General features: G+C 51.5%; 15 protein-coding genes and 3 tRNA genes. 11 read left to right on the top strand and 7 right to left on the bottom strand.

Annotation, left to right across the window (positions count from 1 at the left end; translation table 11 throughout):
- Window positions 1–103: 103 nt before the first annotated feature.
- Both OOT00_RS00305 and OOT00_RS00300 read right to left on the bottom strand, forming a co-directional pair.
- Window positions 104–188, bottom strand: a tRNA-Tyr gene (locus OOT00_RS00305).
- An 8-nt stretch (window positions 189–196) separates the two neighbouring features.
- A tRNA-Thr gene (locus OOT00_RS00300) sits at window positions 197–273 on the bottom strand.
- A gap of 469 nt (window positions 274–742) precedes the next feature.
- On the opposite strand from OOT00_RS00300, the gene OOT00_RS00295 reads away from it, so the two are divergent.
- The 11 genes from OOT00_RS00295 (at window position 743) to OOT00_RS00245 (ending at window position 14,421) form a co-directional block, all read left to right on the top strand.
- Window positions 743–2,524, top strand: a complete 1,782-nt coding sequence (locus OOT00_RS00295) for a lytic transglycosylase (RefSeq protein WP_265423294.1) — start codon at window positions 743–745, stop codon at window positions 2,522–2,524.
- Between the two features lie 124 nt (window positions 2,525–2,648).
- Window positions 2,649–2,723: transfer RNA gene (locus OOT00_RS00290), tRNA-Arg, on the top strand.
- Window positions 2,724–2,840: 117 nt separating this feature from the next.
- On the top strand, window positions 2,841–4,127 hold the full coding sequence (locus OOT00_RS00285) for a peptidase U32 family protein (protein ID WP_265423293.1): 1,287 nt from the start codon (window positions 2,841–2,843) through the stop codon (window positions 4,125–4,127).
- The gene (locus OOT00_RS00280) at window positions 4,120–4,320 is read left to right on the top strand and encodes a hypothetical protein (RefSeq protein WP_265423292.1); all 201 of its coding nucleotides are present in this window, start codon (window positions 4,120–4,122) and stop codon (window positions 4,318–4,320) included. Before OOT00_RS00285 ends, OOT00_RS00280 begins: the two co-directional genes overlap by 8 nt.
- A gap of 16 nt (window positions 4,321–4,336) precedes the next feature.
- A complete protein-coding gene (locus tag OOT00_RS00275; RefSeq protein ID WP_265423291.1) occupies window positions 4,337–7,579 on the top strand; it encodes a hybrid sensor histidine kinase/response regulator in 3,243 nt (1,080 codons plus the stop codon).
- A gap of 66 nt (window positions 7,580–7,645) precedes the next feature.
- Window positions 7,646–8,104 carry a chemotaxis protein CheW gene (locus OOT00_RS00270; RefSeq protein WP_265423290.1) on the top strand — a complete coding sequence of 153 codons (459 nt, stop codon included), beginning with the start codon at window positions 7,646–7,648 and terminating at the stop codon, window positions 8,102–8,104.
- A gap of 100 nt (window positions 8,105–8,204) precedes the next feature.
- Entirely contained in the window at window positions 8,205–9,335 is a 1,131-nt protein-coding gene (locus OOT00_RS00265; protein ID WP_265423289.1) for a protein-glutamate methylesterase/protein-glutamine glutaminase, read from the top strand.
- A gap of 13 nt (window positions 9,336–9,348) precedes the next feature.
- Window positions 9,349–10,200 carry a CheR family methyltransferase gene (locus OOT00_RS00260; RefSeq protein WP_265423288.1) on the top strand — a complete coding sequence of 284 codons (852 nt, stop codon included), beginning with the start codon at window positions 9,349–9,351 and terminating at the stop codon, window positions 10,198–10,200.
- Window positions 10,201–10,241: 41 nt separating this feature from the next.
- On the top strand, window positions 10,242–11,903 hold the full coding sequence (locus tag OOT00_RS00255) for a HEAT repeat domain-containing protein (RefSeq protein WP_265423287.1): 1,662 nt from the start codon (window positions 10,242–10,244) through the stop codon (window positions 11,901–11,903).
- 79 nt (window positions 11,904–11,982) lie between these two features.
- Complete coding sequence (locus OOT00_RS00250) at window positions 11,983–13,866, top strand: penicillin-binding protein 1A (protein ID WP_265423286.1); 1,884 nt, start codon at window positions 11,983–11,985, stop codon at window positions 13,864–13,866.
- Between the two features lie 90 nt (window positions 13,867–13,956).
- The gene (locus tag OOT00_RS00245; RefSeq protein ID WP_265423285.1) at window positions 13,957–14,421 is read left to right on the top strand and encodes an N-acetyltransferase; all 465 of its coding nucleotides are present in this window, start codon (window positions 13,957–13,959) and stop codon (window positions 14,419–14,421) included.
- On the opposite strand, the gene OOT00_RS00240 is transcribed toward OOT00_RS00245, so the two are convergent.
- The 5 genes from OOT00_RS00240 to OOT00_RS00220 form a co-directional block, all read right to left on the bottom strand.
- Window positions 14,412–15,473 carry a hypothetical protein gene (locus tag OOT00_RS00240; RefSeq protein ID WP_265423284.1) on the bottom strand — a complete coding sequence of 354 codons (1,062 nt, stop codon included), beginning with the start codon at window positions 15,471–15,473 and terminating at the stop codon, window positions 14,412–14,414. The two genes, OOT00_RS00245 and OOT00_RS00240, sit on opposite strands and share 10 nt — an antisense overlap.
- A gap of 168 nt (window positions 15,474–15,641) precedes the next feature.
- Entirely contained in the window at window positions 15,642–16,820 is a 1,179-nt protein-coding gene (locus OOT00_RS00235; protein ID WP_265423283.1) for a phosphoglycerate kinase, read from the bottom strand.
- A 52-nt stretch (window positions 16,821–16,872) separates the two neighbouring features.
- On the bottom strand, window positions 16,873–17,151 hold the full coding sequence (locus OOT00_RS00230; protein ID WP_265423282.1) for a hypothetical protein: 279 nt from the start codon (window positions 17,149–17,151) through the stop codon (window positions 16,873–16,875).
- Window positions 17,136–17,882: a RadC family protein gene (gene radC, locus OOT00_RS00225; RefSeq protein ID WP_265423281.1), complete on the bottom strand. Its 747-nt coding sequence runs from the start codon at window positions 17,880–17,882 to the stop codon at window positions 17,136–17,138. Before radC ends, OOT00_RS00230 begins: the two co-directional genes overlap by 16 nt.
- Window positions 17,883–17,948: 66 nt before the next feature.
- Entirely contained in the window at window positions 17,949–18,983 is a 1,035-nt protein-coding gene (locus OOT00_RS00220; protein WP_265423280.1) for an NAD(P)H-dependent glycerol-3-phosphate dehydrogenase, read from the bottom strand.
- Window positions 18,984–19,020 lie beyond the last annotated feature (37 nt).

The following is a 19,020-nucleotide window of genomic DNA, read 5'->3' as shown; positions in this document are numbered from 1 at the left end:
ATTCCTTTTGAGAACCTTTCTTTCGTTTTGCAGGCAGCCATGTAGTACAATTGCGGCTTGAATGCAAGCAGTTTTTGCAAACAAACCTTCTACAGGACCGTTGTGGTGGTGGGGGGAGGATTTGAACCTCCGAAGGCTTGGCCGGCAGATTTACAGTCTGCTCCCTTTGACCGCTCGGGAACCCCACCGTCTTTTATGGAGCCAACGAAGGGATTCGAACCCCCGACCCGCTGATTACAAGTCAGCCGCTCTGGCCAGCTGAGCTACGTTGGCCTAAAAAGACAACGCCTCCTTGTAAACGATCCAACCGGCTTTTGACAAGCTTTTTTTTTAAAAACCTGAAAAAAATGGCACCAATTTTTGGTTTTACCTTAATATAAACATTCTGACAATTATTTTATGAAAACACGTTCCAAATTATTCCGGCGGCTTCGCATCCCAAAAGCCATGACAACACCAGACCGATTTTTTGCCCGCCTGTGGTCCACCAACCAATTCTCCATTGACACAGCCAATCACCTTACGCTACTTTTTTTATGTTTTTGAAAAAAACAGAATCAATTCTCTGAAAACTACCGACTGCTTTCCCCTGCATCAGGGCTTACCACAAACATGCGCTGCAGGGAAAACCAGACTGCCTCACTTTTTATGAACAAGGCAATCGAAACCATCACAGGCCCTTTGCTGCCACACCGAGGCCCAGGCTTCAGACTCTGAAACCCACCATAGAGGTTAATCCGGCATGAAGCGTTTATTTCTTTGTTTTTTTTGCTCCAGCCTTCTTTTCTATTCCGGCTGCGCTTCCCTGCAAAATCCCACAGCCAGCAACTCCAAAACCACACCACCGGAATCAGCACTGGCCGATGAAGATAAAATCAGCAGCCCCGGCAAAGCGCAAAGCACACCTGCAGCTACTCCCGCATCCCGCAGAAAAACACCTGTAGTAATCGCAGAAAAAACCATAACCAGCCCCTTTGACCAGGCACTGGATTTTTACGACACCGCCAATGAATTCTGGATGGCGGGAGAATACGACTCGGCTCTGGAGTCACTGGACCAGGCCTACGACCTCATTATGCGGGCAGAAACCCTTACACCAACGGATCTTCAGCAAAGAGATGATATTCGACTGACCATAGCTCGTCGTATTCTAGAAGTGTACTCATCCAGAACCATTGGTGTGGAGGGAAAACAGAGCGCCATTCAAATCCCGGACAACGTATATGTGCAGCGGGAAATTGACCGCTTTACCGGCCAGGAACGCCTTTTCTTTGAAAGAGCCTATCGGAGATCAGGCATTTATATGGATATGATTCTTGAAAAACTCAATGAGGCTGGCCTTCCCGAAGAACTTGCCTGGCTCCCCCTGATCGAGTCCGGGTTCCAGGTCAAAGCCCTGTCCAGTGCACGTGCCCTTGGACTATGGCAGTTCATTCCATCCACGGGTGTCCGTTTCGGCCTGAAACGGGATCTTCTGATTGATGAGCGCATGGACCCAGAAAAAGCAACCGATGCAGCCGTTGCCTATCTCACCGAGCTACACAGACTTTTCGGTGACTGGCCAACGGTACTGGCGGCCTACAATTGTGGCGAAGGCCGGGTGCTCCGGACCATACGCAGTCAGAATGTTAATTACCTCGACAATTTCTGGGATCTTTACACCAAGCTCCCCAGAGAAACCGCACAGTACGTACCCCGATTTCTGGCAACCATTCACATCCTGCAGAATATGGAAAAGTACGGTTTTGACCCCAACCAGCTGGACGCCCCACCTGCCTATGAAAATGTGTCTGTGGAACGGCAGGTTACCCTGCAATCCATCGCATCTGTCACTGGCATAGCCTTGAAAGATCTCAAAGAACTCAACCCTGAACTCCGCTATGATCTCCTGCCCAATGAGACCTATACACTCAAGATACCCCAAGGATACACGGACCGCTTTCTGGCTTCCATTGAATCCATTGAGGAAGCCACACCACCACAAAGAGCCTATCTCCACCACAGGGTCAAGCCGGGCGAGGCCCTGTCAACCATTGCTGCACGTTATAAAGTGTCCGTTCGCCAGCTCATGACAGAGAACGGCATCCAGAGAGCCAACCTGATCCGGGCCGGCCAGGTCATAAAAATTCCTTCCGGTTCTTCTTCACAGACCGTTGCCGCTTCACCCGGTAGAAACATAGCCCCGTCTTCCGCCCAGGAACGCCAGACCCTTTCCTATACGGTGCAGAAGGGAGATACCCTCTGGGACATCTCGAGAAGATTCAACATATCCACACAGAACATTATTGCAGCCAACCAGCTTCCCCACACAAGGCTGCAGATAGGCCAGAGACTACGCATCCCAGGCGGTGCACAACAGGTAAAGAACCTTGATACCCAAAGACAGGCATACCGCGTCCAGGCAGGCGACACACCCTTCACCATTGCCCTGAAACACAACATGCCCCTGCAACGGCTTCTGCAGATCAACAACCTGAGCCGCCAGAGCACCATCTATCCCGGCCAACAACTCTTCATCGAATAATCTCTCCTTTTCCGGAAGACGGTTCTGTACGCCCTTCCGGAAAAGCTTACAGGGCAAACGCACAGACAGGCATTTTTCTTGCGCGCTTAAAAAAAATCCGGTATAAGATTTTTTTTGTTTGTCAGCCCCCGTAGCTCAGTGGATAGAGCATAGGATTCCTAATCCTTGAGCGCAGGTTCGATTCCTGCCGGGGGCACCACATTCGTGTACCGCCGTTTACAGACAGCCTGACAGCCAAGGATTACCACGTCCTTCCCGGGGCCTCTGCGGTCATCCCATCCAGAAACAGACTGCAACAGAGCAGCTCAGGGCTATTATGCAAAACAATCCGATCTCCCTGCCGAAGCCCGTGGAACTGCTGGCACCAGCCGGCAACATGGAAAAACTCAAAATAGCCATTGAATACGGAGCCGATGCTGTTTATCTGGGAGGAGAAAACTTCTCCCTTAGAAATTTCTCTGGCAACTTCTCTCTGCCTGACATCCAAAAAGCCATTACCTATACCCACCAGCGCAATGCAAAAGTTTATGTAGCCTGCAATGTCTACCCAAGAAATCACGAACTGGCCGATTTACAGCACTATCTTGAAGAGCTTGCGGCCTGCTCTCCCGATGCCCTGATTGTCAGCGATCCTGGTGTGATTGCCCTTGCCAGACAACACGCCCCTGGCATACCGCTGCACCTCAGCACGCAGGCGAACACCACCAATAGCGGGGCCGTACGCTTCTGGGCTGACAATGGTGTGACACGAATCAATGCAGCACGAGAACTTTCCCTTGCTGAAATCCATACCCTCTGCAAGGAAACAATTGAAGTTGAATGCTTTATCCACGGTGCCATGTGTATTGCATACTCCGGCCGGTGCCTTCTGAGCAGCTATATGGCAGACAGAGACAGCAACAGGGGTCTTTGCGCCCACCCGTGCCGATGGAGTTATGCCGTTGTTGAAGCCAAGAGACCGGGACATTATTTTCCTGTGCATGAAGACAGCAGAGGCAGCTATGTTTTTAACTCCAAAGATCTGTGCATGATCGACCATCTCCCTGATCTGATCCGTGCAGGCGTATCATCGGTCAAGATAGAAGGCCGCATGAAAAGCATTCACTATCTGGCTGTTACGGTTGGGGCTTACAGGGAGGCCATCGATCTTTATTACAAAAACCCCAGCACATACAAAACGGATCCCGAATGGCTCAGAAGACTGGACAGCCTTCATCACCGTGGCTACGGCACGGGTTTTTATCTGGGAAACAGCAAGGATACAGCCCCAGACACATGGAATACGGCTGGAAAAGGACCCAAGGCGCTCTTTATCGGCAACATACTGACCCCTGGTCTTGAAGGGAAGCATGAAATCATCTGTCGGAACCGTTTTGTCATTGGGGATGCGGTTGAAATTCTCCGCCCGGGACTCCCTCCTGCAACAGACCATATTTGTGCCATGACGACATCCGGTTCCGACTCCCCGGTTGACACGGCCCGCCCCAATGAACGCCTGTTGATCACCCTGAAAAACAACCACCCTCCATTCAGCCTGATACGAATTCTTCACCCCCCTTGCCAAAACCATTTTTTTACTGATATAGTTCCCTATAATGGATAAAACAGACGTTTCCCTATGTCTTCAGAATGGCCTGAGCCAGTTTCTGGCTAAAAAACGGGAAGCCGGAATGCTCCTCTTTCAGGAAAAAGATCTGCTTGTGACAACGGCAGACACTCCCGACTCCCCTCCTTACCCCTCACCCTGCTCCGCGTATTCCATGATCAGGCAGGGGAATACAATCCTTGATCCGTAACACCTGGAGGCGCACCATGATTTTCGAAGATGACGAAACCCTGCGCATGTATGTTGAAGAGTCCCTGGAACACCTCTCTGACATTGAAAATGATCTGCTGTCCATCGAATCTCAGGGTGCTGACATTGATGAGGATCTTGTCAATAACGTGTTCCGGGCGGCCCACTCTATTAAAGGAGGGGCTGGTTTTATGGGGCTTGGTACCATTAAAGATCTGTCCCATAACCTGGAAAATATTCTGGGACTCGTCCGCAGCCGTGAACTTGTTCCAACAGCGGAAACCATCTCTGTGCTTCTGCAGGCCTTTGACCGTCTCCGCGAGCTCATCCAGGAGGTGGAAACAAGCAATGATGTCAATATTGATCCCCTGCTGCAGGCGCTGGTTGCCATTACGGAGGATTCACTGCCGGAAGCGGAGAAAAAGACCGTGGGAGAAAAAGTCCATATTCAGCATCCTCTGGGAAGCGCACAGCTCGAAGCATCCCGCTTCGATCTTGATCAGGCATTCAAACACGGAAAATTCCTTTATCTCCTTGAATTTGATATGCTTCAGGACATCCAGAAAAAAAACAAAACTCCATTGGATGTCATCACGTCTCTCCTGAACAGCGGTATTATACTGGACTCAAAAATTAATTTTGAAGCCGTCGGTACTCTGGAGGATGAATTGCCCGGCAGAATTCCGTTCCTCGTTCTTTTTGCATCCATCATTGAGCCGGATATGGCCTCCATTCTTGTGGATCTGGATCCCGAATATGTTCACCATATTTCCCCTGAAGCCACACAGGAAAGACTGACGGTTACGGATCACCCCAGTAAGGTCGTTTCAAAAAGCCCACCGGCACAGGAGGCTCATCCCGCTACGCCAGCCCGGAAACAGGAAACCAGCACTAAGGAAATGCCTCCAGCCGCACCGGCAAGGCCTGCGCCTCCGATACCTCCCCCTCCGACAGTACCAAATGTTGCGCCACTTCAGGAAACCGCCGATGACGGAGATGATGAAGGCCTCGATATCACCCGGAATGACAAACAGAAGGTTCAGGCGTCCCTGCGTGTCAATGTAAATCTGCTGGATACCCTGATGACCCTTGCAGGAGAGCTCGTTCTCAGCCGTAACCAGCTCACGCAGGGCATCTCCACCAGCAGCTCCCAGGCAATTGAAGCTGCTGGCCAGCGGATCGACATGATCACCTCCGAACTTCAGGAAGCAATCATGCGCACGCGCATGCAGCCCATTGCCAACGTTTTCAATAAATTTACCAGAGTGGTACGGGATCTTTCCAAATCCCTCGCCAAGGAAATCAACCTCAAGATCGAAGGAAAAGAGGTTGAACTGGATAAAACCATCATTGAAGCCATCAATGATCCACTGACCCATCTGGTCCGAAACTCCGTGGACCATGGTATCGAAACGTCTGATATACGCCAGCGAAGCGGCAAACCCCGAGCCGGTACCATACGCCTGAAAGCCTTCCACGAAGCCGGACAGGTGAACATTGAAATCGAAGATGACGGCAAGGGACTTGATCCTGAAGCCATCTCCCGCTCTGCCCTTTCCAAGGGACTGATTACGGAGCAGGACGTACAGACCATGAGTGCCAAGGAAAAAATCAACCTGATTTTTCTCCCCGGATTTTCAACGGCCCAGCAGGTTACGGATGTATCCGGCCGCGGCGTGGGAATGGACGTGGTGAAAACCAATCTGGACCGTCTTGGCGGTATTGTGGATATTGATTCCAAAGTCGGATCCGGCACCATCATTCGCATCAAACTTCCGCTCACTCTTGCCATTATTCCCAGCCAGATCATTTCCGTGGGCAGGGAACGCTATGCCATTCCTCAGGTGAACCTCAATGAGCTCCTCCGTATTCCGGCCGCTCAGGTAAAGGACCGCATCGAGAAAGTAGGCAAAGCGGCCGTTGTTCGCCTCCGTGGCACACTGCTTCCCCTTCTGGATCTTTCGGAGGTTCTTGGCCTTCCCAAAACCTATATTGATCCTGAAACAGGGGAAGAAAAACCCGACCGGCGGGTCAACATCGCCGACCGTCGGTCTCCCCAGCTGGATTCTGATCAGGAAAAGCAATCCTCCAAAACAGAAAAATCCCCAAGAAAACAGACCGACCGACGGTTCAGAGCAGACAGCGCCATCAATATAGCCGTTGTGTCCACAGGAACCTTCCGTTATGGGCTGGTGGTGGATCAACTCCGGGATTCTGAAGAAATTGTCGTAAAACCCCTGGGCCGCCATCTGAAAGACTGCAAAGGCTATGCGGGAGCAACCATTATGGGCGACGGACGGGTTGCCCTGATTCTGGACGTGGCTTCCCTTGCGGAAATGGCCACTCTTTCTTCCAGCGGGGCATCCAAAACCCTGGCCCACGCGGAAAAAGAACTCATTGAAAGTACTCAGCGACAGGAAGACAAAGCCTCCCTGCTCCTCTTCCGCAATTCAGAAAAAGAACAGTTCGGTGTCCCTCTGAACCTCGTGGAGCGCATAGAACGCATCAAATACACCGACATTGAATACGTTGGGGGGAAACGGGTTGTGCAGTACCGGGGAGGTTCACTGCCTCTGCATGAACTGGGGGAAGTAGCCAATATCCAACCCCTGCCCGAAAGAGAACAGGTGGAGGTGATTGTTTTCAGATTTGCGGGTAAAGAGATTGGACTCATGGTCAGCCCACCTGTGGATGCCGTGGAAGCCACCCTCAACGTGGATGCGTCCACACTGAAACAACCGGGTATTATGGGCTCCATGATTATTGGCGGGAAAACCACCCTGATGGTGGATATTTTTGAAGTCGTCAAAACCCTGAACCCGGAATGGTTCACGGGGCTCTCCGCAAGTCCGGTTATGCTGGGAGGAGAAGGAAAAAGCCTGGGAGGTTCCAAAATTCTTTTCGCGGAAGACTCGGCTTTTTTCCGCAACCAGGTTACAAGTTTTCTGAAGGAAGACGGGTATGATGTGATTGTTGCCGAAGATGGGGTGGAAGCCTTCCACCTTTTGGAAAAACACATGGATGAAGTTACCCTTGTCCTCACAGATCTTGAAATGCCCAACATGGATGGCTTTGAACTTACCCGTAAAATCAAAGGAGATGTCCGATTCTCCCACCTGACGGTCATTGCCCTCACTTCCCTTGCAGGGGAAGGAGACATATTAAAGGGGCAGGCTGTGGGCATTGATGACTATCAGATTAAACTGGACCGGGAAAAACTGCTCATTTCCATACGGGACTGCATGGCCAGCAGCGTATAACCTGCCCCGTGGGGCAGGTCCATGCCCCAGAGGCTTTCCTACCGGTGCCTTGTGAGGAAAATAACTATGCAAAAACATGCGGAAAAAAACACTTCTGAAAACGGAATACTGGAACTGGCCACTTTCTATATCGGAGATGCCCTCTGTGGTATTGACATACTCAGAATCCAGGAAATCAACAAACAGACCGAAGTAACCACCGTACCCCAGGCTGCCGAATACGTTCAGGGCGTACTCAATCTCCGAGGCAGAATTGTCACTATCATTGACCTTGGCATCAAGCTCGGGCTTTCATCCATTGAGCCTGGCAAAGACAACCGTACCATCATTGTTGACTTCAAAGACGAACAGATCGGCCTCCTTGTGGACAGCATCAGTGATGTACTGGTGGCGGAAGCTTCCCGCATTGAACCACCGCCTTCCAATATTGGAGGAGTACAGGGTCGTTTCTTTCACGGAGTGTTCAAGACAGAAAAAAAACTCATCGGCCTTCTCGATATCAACGCCGTTCTGGACGAACACTGATAGCAAACCATCCGGACCAACCGCCATTGGCAGTCTGACCTCCCGGGTTACCGGCCCTTGATGTCCTTACCATGACCTTACTAAATGGAAATTATTATCCGTGAGCCAGCTTCGTGTTCTCGTTGTTGATGATACCATTGTATACCGGAAAATAGTCAGCGATATCCTTTCCACCATACCCGGCATACAGGTAGTTGGCAGCGCCAATAATGGAAAAATAGCCCTTTCCCGTATTGCATCCCTGAAACCGGATCTCATTACCCTGGATGTGGAGATGCCTGAAATGAATGGGCTGGAAGTTCTTGAGGAACTGAACCGTATATCTCCCGATGTTGGGGTGGTCATGCTCAGCACCCTGACCACCCGAGGTGGGGATATCACCATACGGGCTCTGGAACTGGGTGCCTTTGATTTTGTTCCAAAACCCCAAAGCGGCACCATGACGGAAAATCTGGAAGCCGTTCGCAGTATTCTGGTACCCATTATCCAGACTTTTCAGCGCAGAAAAGATATACGGCAGCGCCTGCGAGGAGTCACTCCTCCACCAGTGGGAAACAGCCTGCGCACAGGACAGACCGCATCCGTCACAGCCCGCAGCCCATCTCCAGCAGACATTACCCAGCGGATGCAGAAACTATCCATGCGCAAATCCCGTTCGGAGATTGTCGCCATAGGTATTTCGACGGGAGGTCCCAATGCACTGGCCCGCATGATGCCCATGCTGCCCGGTGATATGGGAGTCCCCATTCTTATTGTTCAGCATATGCCTCCTGTCTTTACCGCTTCTCTGGCCAAAAGCCTGAATGCCAAATGCACCATAGAGGTCAAGGAAGCGGAGCAGGGAGAAATCCTGCGGAACAATACAGCCTATATAGCACCTGGCGGCAGACAGATGAGGGTTGTCGCAGCAGGAGACGGAAAAAACCGAATGATCAAGATTACGGATGATCCTCCGGAAAACAGCTGTCGTCCTTCGGCAGACTACCTTTTCCGGTCTGTGGCCAGCCATTATGTTGGGCGGGCAACGGGTGTCATCATGACTGGAATGGGATATGATGGTGCAGCAGGCATTAAGGAAATGAAAAACTCCGGCGCTCACATCATCGCCCAGGATGAAGCGAGCTGCACCGTATTCGGCATGCCCAAAGAGCCCATTGAATCCGGAACAGCGGATATTGTGGTGCCCCTGAATGATATTGCTTCGGCTATTCTAAAAACCGTTCGCCCTTAAACTCCGGTGGCCCATGATTAAAATAACTCCCCAAGAATTTACCCTCTTTTCAAAATATATCCTCGAGATATCCGGCATTGCCCTTGCCCCGGGAAAAGAGTATCTGGTGGAAACTCGCCTGCACCCCCTTCTGGAAGAACAAGGGTGTAAAACCTTTACGGATCTTTACCAGAAAATTCAGAGGGATTTTCAAAAAACCCTTGAAAAAAATGTCATCGATGCCATTTCGACAAACGAGACTTATTTTTTCCGGGATAAGCACCCCTTTGATCTGCTTCAGCACAAGATTATTCCGGACCTCATTGACAAACGGAGTCGGGCCGGAAAAAAATTCGGAGGCAGAACTCCGATCCGAGTCTGGAGCGCCGCCAGCTCCACAGGTCAGGAAATCTATTCCATAGCCATGGTATTGAAAGAACTGGGACTGAACCTGAAGGATTATGATATCCACCTTGTGGGAACGGATATATCCGATGCTGCCGTTGCCCAGGCCAGCTATGGTCGCTATAATAAATTCGAAGCAGCCCGTGGTCTTACGCCGCAAAGACTGCAGAAATATTTCAACCGGGACGGTGAACATTGGCGCATCAAAGATGAAATCCGGGCCATGGCCTCCTTTCGTAAAATGAACCTCATGAGACCTTTTACCGGATTTGGAAAATTTGATATTATCTTCTGTCGGAATGTAGCCATTTACTTCAGCCCTCAGGACCGCAAACTCCTGTACCAGAAAATTGCGGGCGTACTGGAAACAGATGGTTATCTTCTCATCGGTTCCACAGAATCCCTAAGCAATGAAACAGCACTTTTTGAACCTAAAAAATACCTGAACTCCGTATTTTACCAGTTCAGAGGACAGCCATAGCAGCCTTTCAATGCCTTCACCTCTTCCGCCGGAGATAAAATATGACCAAAATCAGCATTTCTGAGTTCATTGATGAGCTGAAGTTCTGCATCTCAGGCAAAGATATGGTCAAAGCCAGAGCTCTGCTCCAGTTTCTTCCCAGAATTGAAGCAAAAAGTCAGATTCGCACCCTGTATGAAATCAGCAAAGCTGAAGACCGGGTGGTACACCCCGTTCTCTGCTATATGCTGGAGCTGCCCATAAACGATGCAAGTGTCAAAAACCGTCTTTACGACCTTCTGCTCGACAAATCCTGCGCCTGTCAGGATCTGCTGGTGCAGGAGCTGCGGGCTGAAAGCCTGGACAGGCGTCTTCCGCTGATTCGTATTGCAGGCGAGTTGCAGGTTAAAGAAAGTATTCCCTTGCTATCCGGTTTTCTTTCCCAAAAATCAAACCCGGATTTTCTCAGGGAAACCATTAAGGCTTTGAGCCTCATGGCCTCTCAAACCTGCATCCGCGCCATCGCAGACTTTATTTTCTACGGTGATGAGGAACTCAAACAGGAAGCCATTTTTGCACTGGCTCAGATAGGCGGCCCTACGGCCATACACCTTCTGTCCGAAGCCATACGGGGCAACAACCGAACGGACCAGTTGATCATTGAAGCACTGGGAGAAATTCAGGACCAGACCGCACTGGAACGCCTCACCGCACTGCTCAACTCCCACTATGTGGATGTTCGCAACTGGACCATCGATAAACTCGTTGCCATCGGTCCCAAAGCCGTACCCGTGGTGGTGGAGAATCTCAAGGAAACCGATGATGATGCCCTGGTCCACACCCTTAACGTTCTCGGTAATATCGGTGATAAAAGCGCCATTCCAGCCATTCAGAAAATTCTTTACCGTAAGCCGGACAATGCCAACGTGCGCTTTGCTGCCTACGAAGCCATGGAACGGCTGCCTGCTGCTAAAGCAGCCATAAGCCTGGCTACGGGGCTTGAAGATCCTGAAGAACAGGTTCGTCTGGCAGCAGCCCGTGCCGTGGATAAAAATCTTTCACCCATTCTGACCGCAGGTCTTAAGAACATGATTGCCGCAAAGGATGAAAGCGCACGTCAGGTTGTGGCCACCCTCATTGATGCCGGTGCAGATAAAGCCTTTGAAAACCTTATCCGTGAAGAGACCTTCAGTTCCATGGCAGTCATGCATCTCGCATCCACTGCCCATCCGGACACCCGTACCCATTATCTTACACTGATCCAAGGTCAGGGACTGGACGACCTGGCCCAGAAAATCATGGCAGCTGTTCCGCCCGAGAAAGAGGCAAGGGGTCTTAGAATCTTTGTTGTGGATGACTCCAAAATGATGCTGCGTATCTACAAGAGCAAGCTGCATGCCATGGGCCATACACCTCTTCTGTTCGACTTCCCGTCCCGGGCCATTGAAGCCGCCCTTCAGGAAAAACCTGATCTTCTTATCACTGATCTCAACATGCCAGATATCAACGGTATTCAGCTGACCAAAGAGCTGAGACGCCGCTACCCCGAAACAGAACTCCCCATCATCATGATTACCACCCAAAGCGACTTTGTGGGACAGCATTCGGGCCAGCCCAATGCACGCATTGATACGGAAAGCATGAAAGGGATAGGCATTTCCATGGTCATGCATAAGCCCTTTGATGATGCGGACCTTGCAGCCAGTATACAGAAACTGACCTGATAGATCTTACTGCCCATTGACGCCATGGACCTCGCGGCACTTTTCTGCCCAGGTCCATTTTTATTGACAAGGAAACCACATGAAACGAACCCTGCTGCTCTGGTGCATACCCGGGCTTTTTGTCGGCATGGCACTAGGGCTTACCATTGGCCTGATGCGGGACCTTCCCCAGATCAGTATACTGGAAGGCTATCAGCCCTCTGCTGTAACCCGGGTTTATTCCAGCGATGGGGTCCTCCTTGCCCAGTTTTATGCTGAAAACCGTCTGCCCGTAGCATCGAACCAGATACCGGAAGCGCTGAAACAGGCCCTTATTGCCACGGAAGACAGAAACTTTTACTCCCACCACGGAATTGATCCCAAAGGAATTCTCCGGGCTGTCATCAGAAACCTTCAGTCCAGAGGCTATGCCGAGGGTGCCAGTACACTCACCCAGCAACTGGCCAAAACCCTCTTTCTTTCACCGGACAAAAATCTGACCAGAAAAGTCCGCGAAGCTTTTCTGGCCCTTCAGATTGAACGACGTTACACAAAAGAAGAAATACTGACCCTCTACCTGAACCAGATCTATCTGGGCAGTGGGACCTATGGGGTGGAAGCTGCCGCCCGGCGGTATTTTGGAAAAAATGCAAAAGACCTCACTCTGGGGGAATCTGCCCTGCTTGCAGGCCTGCCGAAAGCACCCTCCCGATATTCCCCCATTGCCAATCCTGAGAGGGCAATGGCACGCCGTAATATGGTGCTTCGCCAGATGCAGGCAACGGAGATTATAAGCCCTGAAGAGCTTCATGGGGCTTTATCAGAATCACTGCAACTTGTGAGTACCCCCCATCCTTCCAGTCGTCGTGCGCCATGGTTTCTCGAACAGGTACGGTCGGAACTGGAAGAAGTAGTAGGACCGGACAACCTGTACCGATCCGGACTCACGGTTCATACCAGCCTCGACAGCCGTGTACAGACAGCTGCTGAAAAAGCTGTTGAGGTACATATGGCCTCGCTGGATGCACGAATGCAGAAACAGGGGAATCAGGCACAGCCGCAGTGCGCGGTTCTCGCCATCGATGTCCATACGGGAGCCATCCTTGCCCACGTAGGCGGCAGAGACTATGGACGCAGCCCCTTTGACAGGGCTTTGCAGGCCAGAAGGCAGCCCGGATCCGCTTTCAAACCACTGATTTTTGCCCTCGCCATAGAGAAAGGTGCGGAGCAAACCCAGATCATCAGTGACACCCCTGTGATCTTTTCCCAGAGTCGGGGCCGCACATGGGCACCAAGGAATTTCTCCCGTACTTTCATGGGCGATATAACTCTGCGAACCTCACTGGCCCTTTCCCGCAATATCCCTGCCATACGGCTCATCGACCAGATCGGGCCGGAAGAAGCCGTCCGTTTCGCCCATAGAATCGGCATAGACAGTCCTCTACAACCCAATCTTTCCCTTGCTCTCGGGACCTCGGAGGTGACCCTTGAGGAGCTTACCCGCGCCTATGCCGTCTTCCCTTCCGGAGGCATGTTACACCGCCCCTGGCGCATCATCCGCGTTGAAGACAGCAATGGCAGGCATATGTATTCATCTCCACGGGAAAGCCGTGCTGTTATGGACCAGGAGAGTGCGGCCATTATGACCGATATGCTTCAGGCAGTTATTCATGAGGGAACAGGCCGCCGTGCACAGGCAGCGGATCGGGCCCTGGGCGGTAAAACCGGCAGTACGGACAATTACAGAGATGGACTTTTCGTTGGTTTTTCTCCGGCCATGGCCATGGGTGTATGGACAGGCTGTGATGATAACTCCACCCTTGGTCATATGGAAACCGGTGCTCGAACGGCCCTTCCCATATGGAGAGATATTATGGTTGAAACAGGCCCCTCGACCCGACCGGAATATTTTTCCATACCTCCAGGTCTGAAACGCCACATCCCGGAAACAGGCAGCCCGGTGCTCTTGCGCAGACCATCCTGAACGACACCTCTGTAACATTAGGCTTGCCGCACTGAGCAAAAAGACGTAAAGGATTTTTTTTAAACTTTTTATCCTCAGGGAGAACAGAGAATGATCCGGCATGCCACAGTGAAAGATATTCAGTCCATATACCGGTTACTGCAGCTTTTCGGTAACAGGGGAGAAATGATACCCCGGCCGCTGAGTGCACTCTACGACCATGTTCGGGATTTTGTGGTCTATCTTTCACCGGAAACCGGTGCTGTGGCGGGTTGCTGTGCCCTGCAGTTCTGCTGGGAAGATCTGGCAGAAATCCGTTCCCTTGCTGTGGACGAAACCCATCAGCGCAAAGGCATGGGGAAAAAACTGGTGGAAACTCTGGTGGAGGAGGCCCGGAGCTTTGGCATCACCCAGCTCTTTACCCTGACATACCAGCCCGTCTTCTTTGAGAAACTGGATTTCAAACGTATTGACAGAGCCGACCTGCCACTAAAAATCTGGTCCGACTGCGTCCATTGCGTCAAGTTTCCCGATTGCGATGAAATTGCCATGATGCGGGAGCTCCATTACGCATAAATCAGGTTCACAGGCAGGGGGGGGTACATCCAGGCATCCACCATGGGCAGAATACGCTGGGATCCCACCGTAACCCAATACGGATCCGGATTGATTTCCCGGAGCTTTCCGTCCTCAGGAGGCTTGGCATGCTGGGTACGGGAATAGAGAACCTGCAGGACAAATACCGAATTTTTCCCTTCCCTTGCAACGGCATAATGCTTCCGGAAAGTGGATACGGACATATGATTTTCATCCGCAAGGGTGCGGGTTTCCTCATCGGAAAACCGCACAAGGGTGGATTTACTCACTCCCCGTTCAGAAAGCCGGATCAGAGAACGGGACTCACTGCTCCCGGCATATACCGTAGAAATACAGGGAAGTCTGCGCAGATACTGAGCCGCCACAATGGCTGCTGTCCTTCGTCCTCCAGCCATTACGGGCTGGGCATAGTATTCAAAAAACTTTTTCTGAACATCTTCTGCGTATTTGTCTCCTTTCTCATATAAATCCTTGGAAATATATCGGAGCCTGCGCGCCATGTCCTCTGCGGCATCGGCAATGGGCCAGTCAATACGCACATGAAAATGGGAAAGACTGAAGCGGTCACGCCCCCTGCTCATGGGATCCCGCTGAACCAGAAGAGCATAGTCAACGGGAAGAAGCTCCCTCAGCACATCCATAAACTGAGCAGATTCAACATACTTCTGACTCCGGTCAAATTCATTGGCAAGGGACAGGGTTTTCGTACGGAGAAGATTCACCTTTGTCGTTTTGTTATCATCAAAAAAACGGATATATTTTTTATGGATGGCGGGGATGGTGTCTTCCACAAAAATTACCAGAAAAGCATTCTGGGCATCATACTCAAGGCTGGGAATCCGGGCTTTCGGCTTCAGCTCACGGCGCTCTACAAAGGGATAGGGAACCTTTCTCGCCTTGAAATTGGCATAGGAATCCACAAGGGCATACTGAATAATCTGATAATCCAGCTGATCCCTCAGCAACTCATAATACGACCTGCGAAGCCGGTTCGCCATGCTCAGATGTTCCCGATAAGTCCAGAAGCTCAAGCCATTCTCCTCCCTGTCATCCTTCTAAAAAACAGTTACCCATACACATAACCCTTATCTTTTGGCCCTTTTATCTCAAATTCCACCGGAGAACAAAATAAACAACTACCACAGGACGCTGCTTTCATAAAATATTTTTTATAAAACAAGCACCGTCATTTCCCGGGCTCATTGTTCCAGAGCATTCACCGCAGGCAGGGATTCTCCCTCCAGCAGCTTCAGGAAGGCCCCTCCCCCTGTGGAAATGTAGCCCATGGCCTCGGCAACACCCGCTTTATGAATAGCCGTATCCGTGTCCCCGCCGCCCACAATGGTCAGTCCATGGCAGGCCGCCACGTGCCGGGCCAGCCCCATGGTCCCGCCGCTGAAGGCTTCCAGCTCAAACACACCCATGGGTCCGTTCCATACCACCGTTTTGGCATTGGCAAGGGCGGCGGCATAAAGCCGTACCGTCGCCGGACCACAATCGGCTACCTTCCAGCCTTCTGGAATTTCCTGTACGGGGACCACCATGCCAACGGCATTTTCTGTGATTTCTCTGGCCACCACGGCGTCTACAGGCAGATAGAAACGCACCCCCCGCTTTGCAGACTCCGCCATGACAGACTTTGCCGTTTCCAGCATATCGTCCTCAACCAATGACTCTCCCACAGAAAGCCCCGAAGCTTTCAGAAACGTGTTGGCCATGGCACCGCCAATCAGCACCTTATCCACACGATGGAGAAGGTTTTTCAGGGCTTTCAGTTTGCTGGAAATTTTGGCTCCCCCCACAATGGCCACCAGAGGACGGGCGGGCGCTCCCATGGCCGAATCAAAATACCTGAGCTCATCCATGAGCAGATGCCCTGCCGCCTTTTCCTTGACAAAACCACATATGGCATGAACAGAGGCGTGTTTCCGGTGGCAGACTGCAAAGGCATTATTGATATAGACATCACAGAGTTCCGCCAGCTCCCGGGCAAAATTCTGATCATCCGCCTGCTCTTCCGGATAAAAACGAAGGTTCTCCAGCATCAGGATCTCTCCTGACGCCATGGAGGCTACGGTATCGCTGACAGCAGCTCCGATGCAGGCGTCCGCCATCAGTACTTGTTTCTGCAAAAGACCGGAAAGGTGATCGGCACATTTTTTCAGGCTCAGGCCTGGCACCACCTGCCCTTTGGGTCGGCCAAGGTGGGAAGCCACAATGACCCGAGCACCGGAGTCCGCAGCAAAACGGATACTTTCTAACCCCCTGCGGATGCGGGTATCATCGCTGATGTTCCCTTCCTTATCCATGGGTACATTAAAATCAACGCGTATCAGCACCCGCTTACCCGCCAGTGGCAGATCCATGATCCCTTTCACAGCCCGTCTCCCTTTTTATCGTAGGTTGCCATGCTCCATGCCGACAATACGGCTATTTTCCCTTCTTCTGATTCAAGGACTTGCGCCTTGACCACCGGCCCAGAAAACCAAGGTGCCCTGCTGCATAGGCTCTGTTTACCTTTTCCTCTTCCGCCTTCCAGCCTTCGGCTCCATCAAGGGCGGCCCGCAGGCAGGCTGTTTTTTCTTCACAGGCCAGACATTCTTCCGGACTTTCCCGCAGGCCTTCCGGTCCCTTGGGAAAAACCCTGTTCAGACAGCCATAACATGCTTTTTGCTTTACAGGCCCTTCCGCAATCACTTTCCTGCCCATTCTCCCATAAACCGGGATTCTGCATCCCTGATCTCCTGATGCAGAGTATCTATTACGCCATGCTCGGCAAAACTGTAATAGGCGTTTCTTCCTATAATCAAGTGCTCATGCACCCGCACATTCACCGGTGCAAGAGCCTGTACCAGACGTCTTGTGATGGCGTAATCCTCCCTCGATGGCGATATATCGCCGGAAGGATGGTTATGCACAAAAATAACAGAAGCGGCCTGATGTGCCAGAACAGCGCGCAAAACTTCCCTCGGATAAACGGGACTTGCGGAAAGGCTTCCCGTAAAAAGGGTTTCTGTCTCAAGAAGCCGGTTTTTAACATCCAGGTACAGAACCATAAAGGCTTCTCTGCTGCTTTCCCGCAATTCATGGTACAGATAGTCCAGAACGGCCTGGGGTGTTCCCAAGAGTATTTTCTGGCCGAGCGCCCGCTGTTTTAAAAAGCGATCTGCTGCAGCCTTGACCAGTTTTATGGGAATGCCATTGGTTTCTCCCATCCCGGTGACTTCGCAAAGCTCTGCAAAACTCGCCTCAAATACGGCGGGAAGGGTTTTGAATCGTCTCATAAGTTCCCAGGCAACAGGCTTGCAGTCTTTTCTGGGAGTGGCAAGAGTCAGCAGCAGTTCCAAAACTTCATGATCTCCAAACCCATCCAGCCCCGATTCGCGGAAACGTTGCCGCAAGCGTTTTCTGTGACCATCCTGCGTGGGTTTCTCATCCATGGATTTGTCCTTCCGGAAACCGTAGGCCCTTGAAAGCCTCTGGCAGATCAGGCCCTTCAACGGAACTCACATCAGGTCATGGAATTCCTGTTTTAACGTCCGGTTCATCAAACGATCCACAGCTTCACGGGGTGTCGTACCTTCGTACAGTACACGGTACACTTCATTGCAGATGGGAAGCTCCACACCCAGCTTTGCAGAAAGATTATACACAGAGCGGGCAGACTTTACGCCTTCCGCCACCATCCGCATTTCTTTCAGAATGGCATCCAGCGTTTTCCCCTGACCCAGCAGCTGGCCTACGGTATGATTCCGGCTCAACGAGCCTGTACAGGTCAACATGAGGTCTCCCACGCCGGAAAGACCGGAAAAAGTATGATGGCTGGCTCCCATGGCAACCCCCAGCCTCCTGATCTCTGCCAGCCCCCGGGTAATCAGGGCAGCTCGTGTATTCAGCCCCAGCTCCATGCCATCCACCACCCCTGCTGCAATGGCAATAACATTTTTCATGGCACCGCCAACTTCCACACCCATGACATCTTCTGTGGTATAAACTCGGAAAGCAGGCCCGGCAAATATTTCCTGAACCCTCCGGGCAATATCGCTGCTGCAGGAAGCCACCGTTACCACCGTAGGCCTTTTTTCCCCAACTTCGCGGGCAAAACTGGGCCCGGAAAGTACGACAAGCTGTTCTTCGGGAATATGAATCATTTCTTCCTTCAGAATACCCGTCATGGTTCGGTGGGTAACATTTTCTATGCCTTTGGAAGCCGTCACCAGAAGCGTTTCCCTTGCTATCTCCCGGGAAACATTTCTGGCGGTTTCTCTCATCACATGGGAAGGCACCACAAATAAAACCATGTCCTTTTCCCTTACGGCAAGAGACATGTCTGCTGTTGCCGTAAGGGTATCCGGTAAAGCAATTCCAGGCAGATAGCTCCTGTTTTCCCGGTATTCCACAATTTCACGGGCCACTTCCGCCTCATATGCCCAGAGAGTTACGGAGTATCCCTTGTCAGCCAGCAGCATGGAGAGAGCTGTCCCCCAGCTGCCGGCACCCAGAACACCAATCTGAAATTTTTCAACGTCCCTGTGCGGCATCCATCCACCCTTACAAACTGTCTTAAGCGTTACAATT

Source organism: Desulfobotulus pelophilus (assembly GCF_026155325.1).
Lineage (GTDB): Bacteria > Desulfobacterota > Desulfobacteria > Desulfobacterales > ASO4-4 > Desulfobotulus > Desulfobotulus pelophilus.
Note: the sequence above shows the minus strand (reverse complement) of the source record. Positions and strands in the feature narration are given on the sequence as shown.

Excerpts from the sequence above, each read along its gene's own strand:
- OOT00_RS00295 (WP_265423294.1), top strand. The coding sequence starts at position 743 with ATGAAGCGTTTATTTCTTTGTTTTTTTTGCTCCAGCCTTCTTTTCTAT.
- OOT00_RS00285 (WP_265423293.1), top strand. The coding sequence starts at position 2,841 with ATGCAAAACAATCCGATCTCCCTGCCGAAGCCCGTGGAACTGCTGGCA.
- OOT00_RS00280 (WP_265423292.1), top strand. The coding sequence starts at position 4,120 with ATGGATAAAACAGACGTTTCCCTATGTCTTCAGAATGGCCTGAGCCAG.
- OOT00_RS00275 (WP_265423291.1), top strand. The coding sequence starts at position 4,337 with ATGATTTTCGAAGATGACGAAACCCTGCGCATGTATGTTGAAGAGTCC.
- OOT00_RS00270 (WP_265423290.1), top strand. The coding sequence starts at position 7,646 with ATGCAAAAACATGCGGAAAAAAACACTTCTGAAAACGGAATACTGGAA.
- OOT00_RS00260 (WP_265423288.1), top strand. The coding sequence starts at position 9,349 with ATGATTAAAATAACTCCCCAAGAATTTACCCTCTTTTCAAAATATATC.
- OOT00_RS00255 (WP_265423287.1), top strand. The coding sequence starts at position 10,242 with ATGACCAAAATCAGCATTTCTGAGTTCATTGATGAGCTGAAGTTCTGC.
- OOT00_RS00250 (WP_265423286.1), top strand. The coding sequence starts at position 11,983 with ATGAAACGAACCCTGCTGCTCTGGTGCATACCCGGGCTTTTTGTCGGC.
- OOT00_RS00245 (WP_265423285.1), top strand. The coding sequence starts at position 13,957 with ATGATCCGGCATGCCACAGTGAAAGATATTCAGTCCATATACCGGTTA.
- OOT00_RS00230 (WP_265423282.1), bottom strand. The coding sequence starts at position 17,151 with ATGGGCAGGAAAGTGATTGCGGAAGGGCCTGTAAAGCAAAAAGCATGT.
- radC (WP_265423281.1), bottom strand. The coding sequence starts at position 17,882 with ATGGATGAGAAACCCACGCAGGATGGTCACAGAAAACGCTTGCGGCAA.
- OOT00_RS00220 (WP_265423280.1), bottom strand. The coding sequence starts at position 18,983 with ATGCCGCACAGGGACGTTGAAAAATTTCAGATTGGTGTTCTGGGTGCC.